Annotated in this window: 16 protein-coding genes and 1 tRNA gene; 7 read left to right on the top strand and 10 right to left on the bottom strand. The window is 65.5% G+C overall.

What is annotated here, in order from left to right:
- Positions 1-235 precede the first annotated feature (235 nt).
- The 5 genes from dnaA (at position 236) to gyrB (ending at position 6989) form a co-directional block, all read left to right on the top strand.
- Complete coding sequence (dnaA, locus tag Q8J98_RS03745; RefSeq protein ID WP_305293207.1) at positions 236-1600, top strand: chromosomal replication initiator protein DnaA; 1365 nt, start codon at positions 236-238, stop codon at positions 1598-1600.
- A gap of 109 nt (positions 1601-1709) precedes the next feature.
- Positions 1710-2828: a DNA polymerase III subunit beta gene (gene dnaN / locus Q8J98_RS03740; RefSeq protein ID WP_305184718.1), complete on the top strand. Its 1119-nt coding sequence runs from the start codon at positions 1710-1712 to the stop codon at positions 2826-2828.
- A 58-nt stretch (positions 2829-2886) separates the two neighbouring features.
- Positions 2887-3954 (top strand): DNA replication/repair protein RecF, encoded by a 1068-nt coding sequence (recF, locus tag Q8J98_RS03735; protein WP_305293206.1) that lies wholly within the window; start codon positions 2887-2889, stop codon positions 3952-3954.
- 112 nt (positions 3955-4066) lie between these two features.
- Positions 4067-4498, top strand: coding sequence for a VOC family protein (locus tag Q8J98_RS03730; RefSeq protein ID WP_305293205.1), 432 nt, complete (start codon positions 4067-4069; stop codon positions 4496-4498).
- A gap of 70 nt (positions 4499-4568) precedes the next feature.
- Positions 4569-6989 (top strand): DNA topoisomerase (ATP-hydrolyzing) subunit B, encoded by a 2421-nt coding sequence (gene gyrB, locus Q8J98_RS03725; RefSeq protein WP_305293204.1) that lies wholly within the window; start codon positions 4569-4571, stop codon positions 6987-6989.
- A gap of 213 nt (positions 6990-7202) precedes the next feature.
- On the opposite strand, the gene Q8J98_RS03720 is transcribed toward gyrB, so the two are convergent.
- The 10 genes from Q8J98_RS03720 to dapF all read right to left on the bottom strand — a co-directional run bounded on the left by Q8J98_RS03720 (position 7203) and on the right by dapF (position 15213).
- Positions 7203-7628 carry a restriction endonuclease gene (locus tag Q8J98_RS03720; protein WP_305293203.1) on the bottom strand — a complete coding sequence of 142 codons (426 nt, stop codon included), beginning with the start codon at positions 7626-7628 and terminating at the stop codon, positions 7203-7205.
- Entirely contained in the window at positions 7541-7912 is a 372-nt protein-coding gene (locus Q8J98_RS14780) for a DUF2335 domain-containing protein (RefSeq protein ID WP_370868052.1), read from the bottom strand. The genes Q8J98_RS03720 and Q8J98_RS14780 overlap by 88 nt, the downstream gene beginning before the upstream one ends.
- 34 nt (positions 7913-7946) lie before the next feature.
- Entirely contained in the window at positions 7947-8180 is a 234-nt protein-coding gene (locus tag Q8J98_RS03715) for a hypothetical protein (RefSeq protein ID WP_305293202.1), read from the bottom strand.
- A gap of 104 nt (positions 8181-8284) precedes the next feature.
- Entirely contained in the window at positions 8285-10195 is a 1911-nt protein-coding gene (gene dxs, locus Q8J98_RS03710; protein WP_305293201.1) for a 1-deoxy-D-xylulose-5-phosphate synthase, read from the bottom strand.
- Positions 10196-10214: 19 nt separating this feature from the next.
- Positions 10215-11081: a polyprenyl synthetase family protein gene (locus tag Q8J98_RS03705; protein WP_370868051.1), complete on the bottom strand. Its 867-nt coding sequence runs from the start codon at positions 11079-11081 to the stop codon at positions 10215-10217.
- A complete protein-coding gene (locus tag Q8J98_RS03700) occupies positions 11082-11318 on the bottom strand; it encodes an exodeoxyribonuclease VII small subunit (RefSeq protein ID WP_305184711.1) in 237 nt (78 codons plus the stop codon).
- On the bottom strand, positions 11290-12246 hold the full coding sequence (locus tag Q8J98_RS03695) for a histone deacetylase family protein (protein ID WP_305293200.1): 957 nt from the start codon (positions 12244-12246) through the stop codon (positions 11290-11292). Before Q8J98_RS03695 ends, Q8J98_RS03700 begins: the two co-directional genes overlap by 29 nt.
- Positions 12247-12393: 147 nt before the next feature.
- Positions 12394-13002, bottom strand: a complete 609-nt coding sequence (locus Q8J98_RS03690; RefSeq protein ID WP_305293199.1) for an FMN-binding negative transcriptional regulator — start codon at positions 13000-13002, stop codon at positions 12394-12396.
- A 121-nt stretch (positions 13003-13123) separates the two neighbouring features.
- A complete protein-coding gene (gene mtaB, locus Q8J98_RS03685; RefSeq protein WP_305293198.1) occupies positions 13124-14377 on the bottom strand; it encodes a tRNA (N(6)-L-threonylcarbamoyladenosine(37)-C(2))-methylthiotransferase MtaB in 1254 nt (417 codons plus the stop codon).
- Complete coding sequence (gene dapF / locus Q8J98_RS03680; RefSeq protein ID WP_305293197.1) at positions 14374-15213, bottom strand: diaminopimelate epimerase; 840 nt, start codon at positions 15211-15213, stop codon at positions 14374-14376. Before dapF ends, mtaB begins: the two co-directional genes overlap by 4 nt.
- 105 nt (positions 15214-15318) lie before the next feature.
- Here dapF and Q8J98_RS03675 point away from each other — a divergent pair.
- A tRNA-Lys gene (locus Q8J98_RS03675) sits at positions 15319-15394 on the top strand.
- A gap of 143 nt (positions 15395-15537) precedes the next feature.
- The gene (locus Q8J98_RS03670) at positions 15538-16326 is read left to right on the top strand and encodes an alpha/beta hydrolase (protein ID WP_305293196.1); all 789 of its coding nucleotides are present in this window, start codon (positions 15538-15540) and stop codon (positions 16324-16326) included.
- The last annotated feature ends 2 nt before the right edge of the window (positions 16327-16328 follow it).

Genomic DNA, 16328 nt, shown 5'->3' with positions numbered 1-16328 from the left:
CGAGCTCGAAGGCAGCGCAATGCGACAGGAGGGCCGGGCCAAAAGGTCGGCCCGCCGCAACTGCTTGGCTGCCGGCTATTTCCGGGGCCGGGGGTGCATGTCTTTCGTCACACCGCCGCCGGGGCGGGAAAGGTTCGGGGTGCTGGCCCCCGTTGCGACCTTTCCTTGCTGGCGCGATGGGGCGATTCCCTCCGGTTTCGAAATCGCGGGCATGGGCGCGGCGGGGATGGCGGATATGACAAGTGATTGCTGGGACAAGGCGCGTGGCGAGCTTTTTCGGGTATTGGGGGCGAACAACTTTTCCTGCTGGATCGAACCGCTGACGCTGCAATCCTTGCGCGAAGAAACCGCGACAATCGAGGCCCCCACCCGTTTCATGCGTGACTGGGTTTCGCGGAATTACTCCGACCAGATTCTGCGCCAGTTGAACGCCGCAGGTGCCCATGCCGCCCGAATCGATCTCCGCGTCGCCGAGCAGCGGCCAGTGGCGGCACCTGCCCCGGTCGCCGCGACGGAACCAAAACCGCGCCGCAACGGACGCAATGGCGAGAACGGCGAGCTTCTCGGGGCACCGCTTGATGGCCGCTTCACCTTTGACAGTTTCGTGGTCGGCAAACCCAACGAACTTGCCCATGCCGCCGCGCGTCGGGTTGCCGAGGGTGGGCCGGTAACTTTCAACCCGCTTTTTCTTTATGGCGGTGTCGGGCTTGGCAAGACCCACCTGATGCACGCCATCGCGCACGAATTGAACGCCCGCCAGCCGGGGCTGCGGGTGCTTTATCTTTCTGCCGAGCAGTTCATGTATCGCTTCGTGTTGGCGCTGCGCGAGCGGCAAATCATGGATTTCAAGGAACTGTTCCGCTCGGTCGATGTGCTGATGGTCGATGACGTGCAGTTCATCGCCGGCAAGGACAGCACGCAGGAAGAGTTTTTCCACACCTTCAACGCACTGGTGGATCAGAACAAGCAGATCGTGATTTCCGCAGACCGCGCGCCGGGCGAAATCAAGGATCTGGAAGAGCGGATCAGAAGCCGCCTTCAGTGCGGTCTGGTGGTCGATCTGCACCCGACAGATTACGAGCTTCGGCTGGGCATCCTGCAATCCAAGGCGGAAACCTACCGCAGCCAATATCCGGGGCTGACTCTGGCGCATGGCGTGCTGGAGTTTCTGGCGCATCGCATCACCACCAACGTGCGCGTACTTGAAGGCGCGCTGACGCGGCTTTTCGCCTTCGCCAGCCTCGTCGGGCGCGAAATCACGCTCGACCTCGCGCAGGAATGCCTTGCCGATATCCTGCGCGCCTCTGACCGCAAGGTTTCGATCGAAGAGATCCAGCGCAAGGTGGCCGAACACTACAATGTGCGGCTGTCGGACCTGATCGGCCCGAAGCGGGTGCGCACCATCGCGCGTCCTCGGCAGATCGCAATGTATCTTGCCAAGAAGATGACCACCCGCAGCCTGCCCGAAATCGGCCGTCGCTTTGGCGGGCGCGACCACACGACGATCATGCACGGTATTCGCAAGGTCGAGGAACTGAAAGCCTCCGACCACCAGATGGCCGAAGACATCGATCTTTTGCGCCGCCTGCTTGATGCGTGACACCGCAAGGCCTTGACGGGCCAGCGGTTGCGTGGACAAGTCCTGATAAATCTTGAGCCTGCGCGGAAAACTGCTAGTTTTCCGCTCCCGGTGGCCTTTGGGGGTGAACATGAAGATCAGTATTGAACGCGCCGCGCTATTGAAGGCAGTCGCGCAGGCGCAATCGGTCGTCGAACGGCGCAATACCATTCCGATCCTGGCCAACGTGTTGATCGAGGCCGAGGGCGCTACCGCTTCGTTCCGCGCCACCGACCTTGACATCGAGGTGGTGGACCGCGCGCCCGCGATGGTCGAGCGGGCCGGGGCGACCACGGTCTCGGCGGTGATGCTGCACGAGATCGTGCGCAAGCTGCCTGACGGAGCCTTGATAAGCCTTGCCGATGACCCCGCCACCGGGCGGCTTTCGGTGCAGGCCGGACGATCGCATTTCAGCCTCGCAACGCTGCCGCGCGAGGATTTTCCGGTGATGGCGAATTCGGAATACACCGCCAATTTCAGCGCCCCCGCGCCGGTGCTGCGGCGGCTGTTCGACAAGTCGAAATTTGCGATATCGACCGAAGAGACGCGGTATTACCTGAACGGCGTCTATATGCATGTGGCAACCAGCGAAACCGGGCCGGTGCTGCGCTGCGTGGCAACTGACGGTCACCGCCTCGCCCGGATCGACGCGCCGCTGCCGGAGGGCGCAGAGGGAATGCCGGGCGTGATCGTGCCGCGCAAGACCGTGGGTGAAATGCGCAAGCTGCTGGATGATGACGAAGCGACGATCGCGGTTTCCGTCTCCGAAACCAAAGTGCGCTTCGCAACGCCGACGATTACACTCACCTCGAAGGTGATCGACGGCACCTTTCCAGATTACACCCGGGTCATTCCCATCGGCAACACCCGCCGGCTGGAGGTGGACGCTGCCGAATTTGCCCGCGCGGTGGACCGGGTTGCGACGGTTTCATCTGAGCGTTCGCGGGCGGTCAAGCTGAGCCTTGACGAAGACCGTCTGGTGCTTTCGGTCAACGCCCCCGATGCAGGCGCGGCCGAGGAAGAGCTGGCGGTGGCCTACGCCGACGAGCGGCTTGAGATCGGTTTCAACGCCAAGTATCTGCTGGAAATCGCCAGCCAGGTGGACCGCGAGAATGCGGTGTTCCTGTTCAACTCGTCGGGCGACCCCACCTTGATGCGCGAGGGCAACGATACCTCGGCGGTCTATGTGGTCATGCCGATGCGGGTCTGACCGGGCTGCGCCCGGTGCCTGCGGCGCGGATATTTGACCTGAAGCAGGGGGAAGTGGCGTGCTGAGCCGGCTGGTGCTGTTGCAGTTCCGCTCGCACCCGCATCTCGAGCTTCGGCTCGACGGGCGGCCGGTGGTGCTTTTCGGTCCGAACGGTGCCGGCAAGACCAACATTCTGGAGGCAGTGTCGATGCTGTCGCCGGGGCGCGGCTTGCGGCGGGCGGCGGCCGAGGAACTGGCGCGCCAGCCGGGGGATCTTGGCTGGAAGATCCGTGCTGCGGTGACGGTTGACGGGATCGGGCATGAGATCGAGAGCTTCGCCGCACCGGGGGCGGCGCGCGCGGTGATGATCGACGGCAAGCCCGCGCAACAGGTGGCGCTGGGGCGGCTTATGCGGGTGCTGTGGCTGGTGCCGGTGATGGACCGGCTCTGGATCGAGGCACCGGAGGGGCGGCGACGGTTTCTGGACCGGCTCACGATGGCGTTTCAGCCGGGGCATGCCGAGGAAGTGCTGGCCTATGAAAAGGCAATGCGCGAGCGGAACCGGCTGTTGAAAGACATGGTGCGCGACGCGGGCTGGTATGGGGCGCTTGAGGCGCAGATGGCGGCGGCGGGGGCGGCGATATCGGGAAACCGGCGGGCGGCGCTCGCGCGGATATCGGCAGCGCAGCGGGGGGCGACGGCTTTTCCGGTGCCGGAGATGCGGATCGAAGGCGAGGGGCCTGCCGATCTGGCCACCGCGCTGGCCGAGGGGCGGGCGCGGGACATGGCGGCGGGGCGGGCGCTGGAGGGGCCGCACCGGGCCGATCTGGTGGCGCATCACGCGGCCAAGGGGATGCCGGCGGCGCAGGCCTCGACCGGCGAACAGAAGGCGCTGCTGATTTCGGTGATCCTGGCGAATGCGCGGGCTCTGGCCGAGGATACCGGCGCGCCGCCGGTGCTTTTGCTTGACGAGGTGGCGGCGCATCTGGATGCGGAGCGGCGGGCGGCGCTTTATGACGAGATCTGCGCGCTTGGCTGCCAGGCTTTCATGACCGGAACCGGGGCGGAGCTTTTTGAAGGGCTTGGCGGGCGGGCGCAGGTATTCGAGGTGAACGAGCGGGGCGGGGTTTCGGCGGCTCCGGGTTAGGCTAACACGCGTGTTATCATTGATAACACAATGATATTGCTGGATAACACATGTTTGTGTTAACTTTTTGGAAAGGTTTGCCGAGGCAGGCGGCAGTGGCGGGGAGGCAGCCATGACACCACAAAGGGTAACGCTGATCACGCTCGGGGTGGACGATCTGGCGCGGTCGCGGCGGTTTTATGAGGCCTGGGGCTGGCGGGTCGCGCGGGCGCTTGAAGGGGTTGTGTTCTTTCAGCTGCTCGGGTCGGCACTCGGGCTGTTCGGCCGCGAGGCGTTGGCGGTCGATCAGGGCAGGCCGGGCGCAGCGCTTGGCACCGGGGCAATGACCCTGGCGCAGAACTTTGCCACGCGGGCCGAGGTGGACGCGGCTTTTGCCGCCGCGCTGGCAGCGGGGGCAAAAGCGCTGAAACCCCCGCAAGAGGTGTTCTGGGGCGGCTATTCGGGCTATTTCGCCGACCCCGACGGGCATGTGTGGGAACTGGCAATGAACCCGTTCTGGCCGCTTGCCGAAGATGGCAGCCTTACCCTGCCCGATGCCGGATAATTGCCCCGCGCGCGTGACATTGCGCGCCCGCTCCCCTATAAGCGGGAGGCAAAACCCAAGGTAGGCAGGCATGACCAACATCGCTGCGAAGCCGAATGAATACGGCGCGGAATCCATCAAGGTTCTCAAAGGCTTGGAGGCTGTCCGCAAGCGCCCCGGCATGTATATCGGCGATACCGACGATGGCTCGGGTCTGCACCATATGGTTTACGAGGTGGTGGACAACGGCATTGACGAGGTGCTGGCGGGACATGCCGACTTTGTGAGCGTGCGGATCCATTCCGACGGGTCGGTTTCGGTGCGCGACAATGGCCGCGGCATTCCCACCGGCATTCATGAGGGCGAGGGGGTTTCGGCCGCCGAGGTCATCATGACGCAGCTGCATGCGGGCGGCAAATTCGACCAGAACAGCTACAAGGTTTCGGGCGGCTTGCACGGGGTTGGCGTTTCGGTGGTGAACGCGCTGAGCGAGTGGCTGGAACTGCGCATCTGGCGCGATGGCAACGAACATTTCGCCCGCTTTGTGCATGGCGACACAGCCGAGCATCTGCGGGTGGTCGGCCCGGCGGAGGTCGGCGCGAAAGGCACCGAGGTGCGGTTCCTGGCCAGTCTGCAAACCTTTTCAAACCTTGATTACAGCTTCAAGACGCTGGAAAACCGGCTGCGGGAGCTGGCATTCCTCAATTCCGGCGTGCGCATCGTGCTTGACGACGAGCGCCCGGTGGAACCGCTGCATGTTGAGCTGCATTACGATGGCGGGGTGCGCGAATATGTGCGCTACCTCGACCGGTCAAAGGTACCCGCGATGCCGGAGCCGATCTACATCATCGGCGAGCGCAACGGCATTTCGGTGGAGGTGGCGATGTGGTGGAACGACAGCTACCACGAAACCGTACTGCCCTTTACCAACAACATACCGCAACGCGACGGCGGCACCCACCTTGCCGGGTTCCGTGGCGCGCTGACGCGCACGATCAACGCCTATGCGCAAAGCTCGGGCATCGCCAAGCGCGAGAAGGTCGATTTTACCGGCGATGATGCGCGCGAGGGGCTGACCTGCGTGCTGTCGGTCAAGGTGCCCGACCCGAAGTTTTCCAGCCAGACCAAGGACAAGCTGGTTTCTTCGGAAGTGCGGCCCGCGGTGGAAAACCTTGTCAACGAAAAGCTGGGCGAGTGGTTCGAGGAAAACCCCGGGCAAGCCAAGGTGATTGTCGGCAAGATCGTGGAAGCGGCGCTGGCGCGCGAGGCGGCGCGCAAGGCGCGCGACCTCACCCGCCGCAAGACCGCGATGGATGTGGCAAGCCTGCCCGGCAAGCTGGCCGATTGTCAGGAAAAAGACCCGGCGCTGAGCGAAATCTTCATTGTCGAAGGCGATAGCGCGGGCGGCTCGGCCAAGCAGGGGCGGGCGCGCAAGAACCAGGCGGTGCTGCCTTTGCGCGGCAAGATCCTGAACGTGGAGCGTGCGCGGTTCGACCGGATGCTGGCAAGCGAAACGGTGGGTACGCTGATTACCGCGCTTGGCACCGGGATCGGGCGCGACGAGTTCAACATTGCCAAGCTGCGCTACCACAAGATCATCATCATGACCGATGCCGATGTGGACGGCGCGCATATCCGCACGCTCTTGCTGACCTTCTTCTTCCGGCAGATGCCGCAGGTGATTGATGGCGGTTTTCTCTATATCGCGCAGCCGCCGCTTTACAAAGTGGCGCGCGGAAAATCCGAGGTTTACCTCAAGGATCAGCCGGCGCTGGAGGAGTTTCTGATAGCGCAGGGCATCGAGGGGGCGGCGCTGCGGCTTGGCTCGGGCGAGGAAATTGTCGGGGCCGATCTGGCGCGGGTGCTGGAAGAGGCGCGGGTGGTGCGGCGGATTCTGGCCGCTTTCCCGACGATTTATCCGCAGCGGATACTGGAGCAATCGGCGATTGCCGGGGCGCTGCTGCCGGGCAGGCTTGATGCCGATGCGCAGGGCGTGGCCGATGCGGTGGCAGCGCGGCTTGACCTCGTGGCGGTGGAATATGAGCGCGGCTGGCAGGGTCGGCCGACACAGGACCACGGGCTGCGCTTTGCCCGCATTCTGCGCGGCGTCGAAGAGGTGCGCACACTCGACGGGCCGGTGCTGCGCTCGGGCGAGGCGCGGCGGCTGGCGGCGCATACCGAGGCGCTGAACGAGGTTTACGGGCAGCCCGCACGGCTGATCCGCAAGGACCGCGAACAGCCGATCAACGGGCCGCTGGAACTGCTGGCGGCGATATTGGCCGAGGGCGAAAAGGGGCTGAACCTGCAACGCTACAAGGGCCTCGGCGAAATGAACCCCGAGCAGCTTTGGGAAACCACGCTAGACCCCGCGGCGCGCACCCTGTTGCAGGTGAAAATCGACGACGTGGCCGAGGCCGACGACATTTTCACCAAGCTGATGGGCGACGTGGTGGAACCGCGGCGCGAGTTCATTCAGGCGAACGCGCTGAATGTGGAAAACCTGGATATCTGAGGGGGGTGACGGGGCTTATTCCTCGCAATGGGGCTCACTTTCCCACTCTGAGCGGCATCCTTCCGCCCGGCGGCACGCCGGGCAGCGCCCGACCCGCCCCCCAGGGCGGGCGCTTCTCGCCCACCCTCGGGCCGGGCGCTGCTCTTTGTGCACCGCGGCGCGGGTGCAGTGGCGTTGTTCTGGCACTGACCCTGCCGCTCGCCCGTGCGTGGTTCATTCCTCGCTGAAATAATCCTCGTCAACGCCCCGCAGCACATAGGCCGCGCGCGCCCGCACCCCCACCTCGTAGCGGATCATCTGCCGCGCGAGTTCGGCACCGTTGATCAGCACCACCCGGTGCTGCACGCGGTTGAGGTAATCGCGCGCCTCGCGGGAAAAATCGGAGGTGGTGACGAAAACGCCTTTGGTAGCGCCCTCGCCAGTAAGGCTGCTGACGAATTGCTGCATCGCCGGGCGGCCAACCTTGGCATCGGCACCGTAGCGTTTGGCCTGAATATAGACGGCATCGAGGCCGAGGGCGTCTTCGTGGATGATGCCGTCGATGCCTGAAACTACTCGTTGTCTGACCGGAAAGCCGTAACAAGCGAACGGGCCACGCTCAAGACTGGAACGCCAACGAGCGCAACAGCGACCTGCCAAGGCGCACCAATATAGACAGCAACTACAGCCAGCACGAGTGCGAGGACCGAAATCCCCGCACCAAGCCATTGGCCGCGTTGCCCAGCCTTGTTGTTAGCCGGGACGATCAGAGACTCCAACGCAATGCGGTGTTCCTGCTCCTTCTCCGCCATTCGTAGGATGCGCTCTGGGGCGTCCGGGACAATTTCGCCAAACTTGGCAAAATCCTCTGGCCGAGGCAGCGCCCCTGACCAGAAACGCTCTGACCGAAGCTCGATTTCTTCTCGACTTCCATCGGCGTTCATGCGCTGAGCGCGTTGCTCAGAGCGCTCGGCCTGATTAGGATGCGTATGCGCCTGCCGCGGCTGAGCGGGCAAATTCTGACCTGGCTTTCTCGACATCTTTGCGAAGTGCTTCCTTGTCCAGAGCGAACCCGTTTCGAGCAACTGCCGTCAAACGGTACGAACTCTTCGGAACATCAAAGGCATAGTCAGAAGACGCCAGTCCCACCGAGACACCACCCCAGAACCCCTTGAGAACAGGGGTCATTGAAAGTTTGCGAACTGATTTCATGTACATTTCCTGTTCCTTGCTGACTCAGGCTAATAGATAATGAGGGAAGTGACAATTATTACCTTTGCAGATGTAAACACTGCGTTACACCCGCACCGCGCCCCTCACGCCCTCCGCGCCACCTTGACCCCCAGCACCTCAAGCACCTTCGCCTCGATCTGCGGGGCGTTCATCGCGGCGGTGGAGTACATATCTTCGGGGCTGGACTGGTCGATGAAAATGTCGGGCAACACCATCGAGCGGAAGCAATAGCCGCGGTCGAATACCCCCGCTTCGGCAAGCAGCTGCGCGACATGGCTGCCGAAACCGCCGATGGCACCTTCCTCGACGCAGATCAGGGCTTCGTGTTCGGCCACCAGCCGCAGGATCAGGTCGCGGTCGAGCGGCTTGGCAAAGCGGGCGTCGGCGACCGTTGGTGCCAGCCCGCGGGCGGCAAGCGCCTCGCGGGCCTTCAAGACCTCGGCGAGGCGGGTGCCGAACGACAATATCGCCACCCGGCCGCCTTCGGCCACCACGCGACCCCGGCCGATTTCCAGCGGAACGCCACGCGCAGGCATTTCCGCCCCCGTGCCTTCGCCGCGCGGATAGCGAAAGGCGATCGGGCCGGTATCATGGGCGGCGGCGGTGGCGACCATGTGCACCAGCTCCGCCTCGTCCGCCGCGGCCATCACCACAAAGCCGGGCAGGTTGGCCAGAAACGCCACATCGTAAGCGCCCGCATGGGTGGCACCATCGGCCCCCACCAGCCCGGCGCGGTCGATGGCAAAGCGCACCGGCAGCCGCTGGATTGCCACATCATGCACGAGCTGATCGTAACCGCGCTGCAAGAAGGTGGAATAGATCGTGCAGAAGGGCTTCATTCCCCCCGCCGCAAGCCCCGCCGAAAAGGTCACGGCATGCTGTTCAGCTATGCCCACATCAAAGCAACGGCGCGGGAAACGCCCGGCAAAAAGGCTGAGCCCGGTGCCTTCGGGCATCGCCGCGGTTACCGCGACGATCCTTTCATCGCGCTCGGCCTCGGCCACCAGGCTTTGGGCGAAAACCGAAGTGTAGCTGGGGGCGTTTGACGCAGCCTTGGTCTGCACCCCGGTCTGCACGTTGAACTTGGCGGTGGCATGGCCACGGTCAGCGGCGGTTTCAGCGGGGGCGTAGCCCTTGCCCTTTTTGGTCACCACATGAATAAGCATCGGCCCGGTCGCCCGCGCCTTCATCGTGCGCAGGAGCGGCAGAAGCTGGTCAAGGTCGTGGCCATCGACGGGGCCGACATAGGTGAAACCCATTTCCTCGAAAAGCGTGCCGCCCACGGCCATGCCCTTGAGCATTTCCTTGGCCCGCCGCGCGCCTTCCTGCAGGGGTTCGGGCAACAGGCTGACCGCGCCCTTGGCCGCCGCCTTGAGGTCTTGATAGGGCCCGCCGGAATAAAGCCGGGTGAGGTAGGATGAAAGCGCACCCACGGGCGGCGAGATCGACATTTCGTTGTCATTCAGCACCACGAAAAGGCGTTTGCCAAGGTGGCCCGCGTTGTTCATTGCCTCGAACGCCATGCCCGCGCTCATCGCGCCATCGCCGATAACGGCGATGGCGTCGCCCGCCTCGCCGCCAAGCTCGCGCGCCATGGCAAAGCCGAGCGCGGCGGAAATGGAGGTGGAGCTATGGCCCGCGCCGAACGGGTCATAGGGGCTTTCCGCGCGCTTGGTGAAGCCGGAAAGCCCGCCCTTCTGGCGCAGGCTGCGGATACGATCACGCCGCCCGGTAAGGATTTTATGCGGGTAGCACTGGTGGCCGACATCCCAGATGATCTTGTCGCGCGGCGCATCGAACACCGCATGCAGCGCCGCGGTCAGTTCGACCACGCCCAGCCCTGCGCCAAGATGGCCTCCGGTCACCGATACCGCCGATATGGTTTCGGCGCGAAGCTCATTCGCCAGCTGGTGCAATTCGCGGTCGCTGAAACCCTTGAGGTCCGCAGGCAGGCGAACGCGGTCAAGCAGCGGGGTCAGGGGTCGTTCGGTCATCGGGCCCTCCCGGGGGCGGTCACATCTGGCGGGCAATAGCGAACCGCGCCGCGGCCCGCAAGTTTTGCGCCTTTGCGCCATAGGGCGCAAGCGCCGCCTCGGCCTCGGCCACCAATGCGGCAGCGCGGGCCCGCGCCCCGGCAAGCCCAAGCAGGGTGACGAAGGTGGCCTTGCCAGCCTGCGCATCCTTGCCAAGCCGTTTGCCCGCCTGCGCCTCGGTGCCGGTCACATCGAGAATGTCATCGGCGATCTGGAAGGCGAGGCCGAGGGCGGCGGCAAAGGCGGCAAGCGGGGCGCGGTTTGCCCCGGCAAGGATCGCCCCCGACTCGGCCGCAAAGGCAATGAGCGCGCCGGTCTTGCCCGCCTGCAGGGTGGTGATTTCGGCAAGCGTCAGCGGTGCGGCAGCGGTTTCGGCGGCGATATCGAGCGCCTGACCATAGACCATGCCCGCCGCCCCCGCAGCCCGGGCGAGTGCGGCCACCAGATCGAGCCGCCGGTCAGGCGGGCCAAGCACCGGGTCGCAGCAAAGCTCGAAGGCCAGCGCTTGCAGCGCGTCGCCCGCCAGCACTGCGGTGGCCTCATTCCAATTCACATGCACCGTGGGCAGGCCGCGGCGCAGATCGTCATTGTCCATCGCAGGAAGATCGTCGTGAACAAGGCTGTAGGCGTGCAGCGCCTCGACCGCCGCAGCAGCAGGCAGCGCCTGCAATTGCGCGATGCCGTGCAGTGCTGCGCCTTCAAGCACCAGAAACGCCCGCAGCCGCTTGCCCCCCGCCGCCGCATAGCACATCGCATCCCGAAGCTGCCCGGCGGGATGGCGGGCAATGGCAGCGTCAAGCACTGGCTGCACGCCGCGCTGCACCTCGGCGAGCCGCGCCTGAAACACCTAGAGCCCCGTCACCGGCGTTGACCCGGTGGGAACCCCGCCTTCGCCCAGCGTGATCTTTTCAACCCGCTCTTCGGCGGCTTTCAGCAGCGCCTCGCAATGCGCCTTCAGGGCCGCGCCGCGTTCGTAAAGCGAGATCGACTGATCGAGCGAGACATTGCCCTGTTCCAGATCGCGCACGACCTTTTCCAGCGCCGCCATCGCATCTTCAAAGCTCATCGCCGCCAATTCGGTCATCGCCCCGCTCCATCAGAACCGCCACATGCGCCGCGACCGAGGCCGCAAGTGCGGTCAGATCATATCCGCCTTCAAGTGTCGAGACCACCCGCCCGCCGCAACACGCATCGGCCAGATCGCAAATCGCATGCGTCAGCCAGCGATAATCGGCCTCGTTCCAGGTCAGCCCCGCCAGCGGGTCGGCGCGGTGCGCATCAAACCCGGCGGATACCAGCACCAGTTCCGGCGCAAAGCGGCGCAGCTGCGCAAGCGCTGCCTCCCAGGCGGGCCGCATTGCCGCGCTGCCGGAACCGGGCGGCAGGGCAAGGTTCAGGATCTGGCCATGCGCGCCGGTCTCGGTGGGGGAACCCGAACCCGGATAGAGCGGCATCTGGTGGGAGGAGACGAACATCGCACGCGGCTCGTCCCAGAGCAGGTCCTGGGTGCCGTTGCCGTGGTGCACGTCGAAATCGAGCACCGCCACCCGGGCGAGGCGGTGATGGTCAAGCGCCCGCCTTGCGGCAATCGCCACGGTGCCGAACAGGCAAAAGCCCATGGCGCGGTCAGCCTCGGCATGGTGGCCCGGCGGGCGCATGGCGACAAAGGCATTGGCCACCTGCCCCGCCAGCACCAGATCGACCCCGAGGTTGACCCCGCCGATCGCGTGCAAGGCCGCGTCGAGCGAGCGCGGCGAGACAAAGGTGTCCGGGTCGAGCATCGCCCAACCCGCCTCGGGAATGGCGGCACCGACCGCATCGAGGTGCCGCGCCGGGTGACAGCGCAGAACCTCGGCCGCATCGGCGCGGGGCGCGGGGTGGCGGGCAAGCGCGGCGAATGCAGGCGCGCCTAGCGCCGACCAGATCGCTTCAATCCGCGCTTCGCGCTCGGCGTGCCCGGGCGGGGCGAGGTGCTCCATGGCCGAAGCTTGGGTGATAAAGGCGGTTGTCATGGGCGAAACGCTAGAGTCTGTCCGGCGCAGATAGAAGCGCCAGACAGACTCTAGCTTCTTGATTTGCGCCTGTCTTGCGACAAAACCGGTGCCCACTTTTGCCAGACAGGCTCTGATGTGCGGTGCCGAAGCCGGCAAGGCTTGGCATCAATCCGCCTGCAACATGCGCGCGGCGATCTCTGCGGCACCGGCTCCAAGCCCCGCGGCCTGCATCGCCCGGCCTGCGGCAATGCGCGCGGCGTCGGGCTTGTTCTGGCCAAGCTTCAGCGTTCCCTGCACTTCGGTAACGCGCAGAAGGCAGGGCTGAATTGCCCGCATCATCCGCGCCAGCGCCGCTTCCGGCATCTTTTCCAACCGCCAGGGAGCCTTGTCGAGCCGTTCTTCGAAACTCGCGGAAAGCCGCTCCAGATGCCCGCGCAAGGTGGTTTCCGGCAAGGTCTCCACCACCCCGCGCAGGTGCACGACATGGTAGTTCCATGTCGGCACCTGATGATCGAGCCCGTACCAGTCGGGCGAAACATAGGCATCGGCACCGCTGACCACCATCAGCGCTGGCTGCGGTGTGGCAAGCGCGCGTGCCATCGGGGCGTTTCGAACGATGTGGAACTCGATACCCGCCGGGACCGCGCAAAAGGGCAGATGCGAGACGATCGGCCCCGCCGCGCCATTCACCGAAAGCGCGCCGAAACCGCGCGCGAGAGCAAAGGCAAGACAAGCTTCAGCGGATTCGCCGCGAAAGGCCGGGTTCGGGTGCATCCTCATCTCCTTCGCCGAAATACCCCACGGGGGTCCGGGGGTGTGAAACCCCCGGCGCTACCGCGGGCAAGGCCGGGGGCGCTGCCCCCGGACCCCCGGGGTATTTGCACGAAAGAGACGCTCAGGCCAGAAGCTGCGTGCTGCCATGGCCCAGAATGCGGCGCTCCAGCAGCGTGCCTTCGGGCTGGTCCTCGGCAAAGGCGACTTCGGTGAAATATTCGGTGCGGCCAATGCGGGGGCCTTCGGTCAGGATCCGGCGGGTCTGGCCGACCTCGGCTGCAAGATGGGCGAGCAGGCGGGCATCGCCCAGGGCGCGCAGGCGGGCGGCGCGTTCCCTGATTGCCGGTCCCTTGAGTTGCGGCATGCGGGCGGCGGGGGTGCCGTGGCGCGGGCTGAACGGAAAGACGTGCAGGAAGGTCAGGCCGCAGTCTTCCACAAGTCGCAGCGAGTTGGCGAACATCGCTTCGGTCTCGGTCGGAAAGCCCGCGATGATATCGGCCCCAAAGACGATGCCGGGGCGCAGGGTGCGCGCCGTTTCGCAAAAGCGGATCGCGTCATCCCGGCTGTGGCGGCGCTTCATCCGCTTCAATATCAGATCATCGCCATGTTGCAGGCTCAGGTGCAGATGCGGCATCAGCCGGGGTTCGGTGGCGATGGCTTGCAGCAGGTTCTCATCGGCCTCGATACTGTCGATCGAGGAAATGCGCAGCCGCGCGAGATCCGGCACGAGCCGCAGAATGCGTGCCACCAGATCGCCAAGCCGGGGCGCGCCGGGCAGATCGGCCCCCCAGGAGGTGAGATCGACGCCGGTCAGCACCACTTCGGCAAAGCCCTTGCCCACCAGCCGCTTGATCTGCTCCACCACGACGCCCGCAGGAACCGAGCGCGAATTGCCGCGCCCGTAGGGGATGATGCAGAAGGTGCAGCGGTGATCGCAGCCGTTCTGCACCTGCACATAGGCGCGGTGGCGGCCAAAGCCGTCGATCAGGTGGCCCGCGGTTTCGCGCACGGAAAGGATGTCATCGACCATGATCTTTTCGGTGGTGCCGATCAGGTCTGCGGCGGTCAGGCCCGCCCAGGTGGCGGGTTGCATTTTCTCGTGGTTGCCGATCACGCGGGCAACTTCGGGCATGGCGGCAAAGGTTTTGGGTTCGGTCTGCGCGGCGCAGCCGGTGACGATGATCGGCGCGCCGGGGTTTTCGCGCGCCAGGCGGCGGATTTCCTGACGGGCCTTGCGCACCGCCTCGGCGGTCACCGCGCAGGTGTTGACGATCACCGCGTTGGTCATGCCCGCGGCGGTGGCAAGTTCCTGCATCGCCGCGCTTTCATAGGCGTTGAGGCGGCAGCCGAGGGTGGCAAGGATCGGCGCGCTCATTCCGCTGCGGCCAGAAACTCGGGGCTTATGGTGCCGCGAAAGACCCGTGCGGTGGGGCCGGTCATCCAGACGCCATCGTCGCGCCAGTCAACCGCCAGCCTGCCGCCATCGACATCGACCGTTACTTGCCGCCCGGTCAGGCCGCGCAGGTGGGCGGCTACGGCGGTGGCGCAGGTGCCCGAGCCGCAGGCGAGCGTGATGCCGGTGCCGCGTTCCCAGACCCGCATCCGCAACCTGTCAGGGGCGGTAAGCGAGGCAAACTCGACATTGGTGGCTTTCGGGAAAAGCGGGTCGTGTTCGATCCGGGGGCCGAGGCGCGCGACATCGACCGCTTCCGCATCGGCAACAAAATGCACGCAATGCGGGTTGCCCATGCCGACGCCGACCGGATCGCCCGGCAGCGGCAGGTGCAGCGTATCGATCGGCCGGGAAAGCGGCAGTTCCGCCCAGTCAAGCTGCGGCTGCCCCATGTTGACGCGGGTCAGCCCGCCGCCCGCATCCTCGGCATCAAGCAGGCCGCGCTCGGTGCGCAGCGTCAGCCGGGGAGCGCCGGTTTCATCGAGGATCAACCGCGCAACGCAGCGGGTGGCATTGCCGCAGGCCCCGGCGGTGCTGCCATCGGCGTTGAAAAAGGTCAGCCGCGCGGCGGCTTGCGGGTCAGGCTCGATCAGCACCAACTGGTCAAAGCCGATGCCGCGGTGCCTGTCGCCCAGCGCGCGTGCCAGCGCAGGCGTAATCGCAACGCCACCCGCGCGGGCGTCGATCACCACGAAGTCGTTGCCAGCCCCGTGCATTTTCAGAAAGGGCAGGCCGGAAGCGCGCTGGTTTTGCATCATGGAGTGCTTTCTACGCAATGCGGGCAGATTCGGCCAGTGGCTGGATTTCCGGCAAATAAGGCCTTGACCCGCCCCGGAGGGATTACTACAGAAGCGCCCTGTGATGGGCCTGTAGCTCAGCTGGTAGAGCAACTGACTTTTAATCAGTAGGTCACGGGTTCGAACCCCGTCGGGCTCACCATCACCTGAACGGCCCGGGCGCAACCCCGGGCTTTTTCATTGCATTTTCGGCATTTGGCGGTGGCAGCCTCAACCGCTGCTTAGCATCGGTGCGGCAGGATCGGCCCCCTGATCGGGGTTTCTGCCATGCAATGCGCCGCTGCCATGTGTCGCGCGCCGCCGCGCGACCTGCCCTCCGGGGGTGCCGAAGCGCCGCTTGTGGTGTTTGCATCCGAACGGTTGCGCGCGGTCTGCCATGCGCCGCACCGGAGCCGGTTGGTGGTGAGCTTCGATTACCTGCGCCCCGGTCGCGCGGGGTTTCCCGGGCGCGCGCCGCCGCCGCAGATGATGCAGGCGGGGGTGGCGCATCTGATGGTGGAAACCGCGCAGAACGACTGGTTCCTCAACCCCGATCTGGCGGCGCTGCGGGCGGCGCTTGGCAGTTTTACCGCAGGGTTCGATGATGTGGCGGCCATCGGGTTCTCGTTTGGCGGCTATGGCGCGCTGCTCATGGCGCAGGCGCTGCATCTGCGCCGGGCGCTGCTGGTCTCGCCGCAATTCTCGATCTTTCCCGAGCGGGTGCCCTTTGAAAGCCGCTATGCGCTTTTCGCGGCGCGGCTTGACCCCGGGCTTGACGATCTTGGTGCCGAGGGCGCGGCGGGGCTGCGGGGCTGCATCGTCTTCGACCCGCGGTTGGAACCTGCCGACGCGCGCCATGCGGCGCTGATTCAGGCCCGTTTTCAGGGGTTGCGCAGCGTGGCGATGCCGTTTGGCGGGCACCCTGCGCTGCGACTTGTGGGCGAGGCGCATCTGTTCGCGCGGGTGCAAGCGCTGCTGATGGGCGATGCGGTAACACCCGCCGCGCTGCACCGCCTGCACCGCGCGGCTCGGGCGCGGGCACCAAGCTATGCGCTACAACTGGCGCGCTACCACGCGGCGCGGCCGGCGGCGTGAGG

The sequence above is a fragment of the Phaeovulum sp. genome (assembly GCF_030684035.1).
Lineage (GTDB): Bacteria > Pseudomonadota > Alphaproteobacteria > Rhodobacterales > Rhodobacteraceae > UBA6213.
The sequence above is the reverse complement of the archived record's forward strand: the minus strand, read 5'-3'. Positions and strand labels throughout refer to the sequence as shown.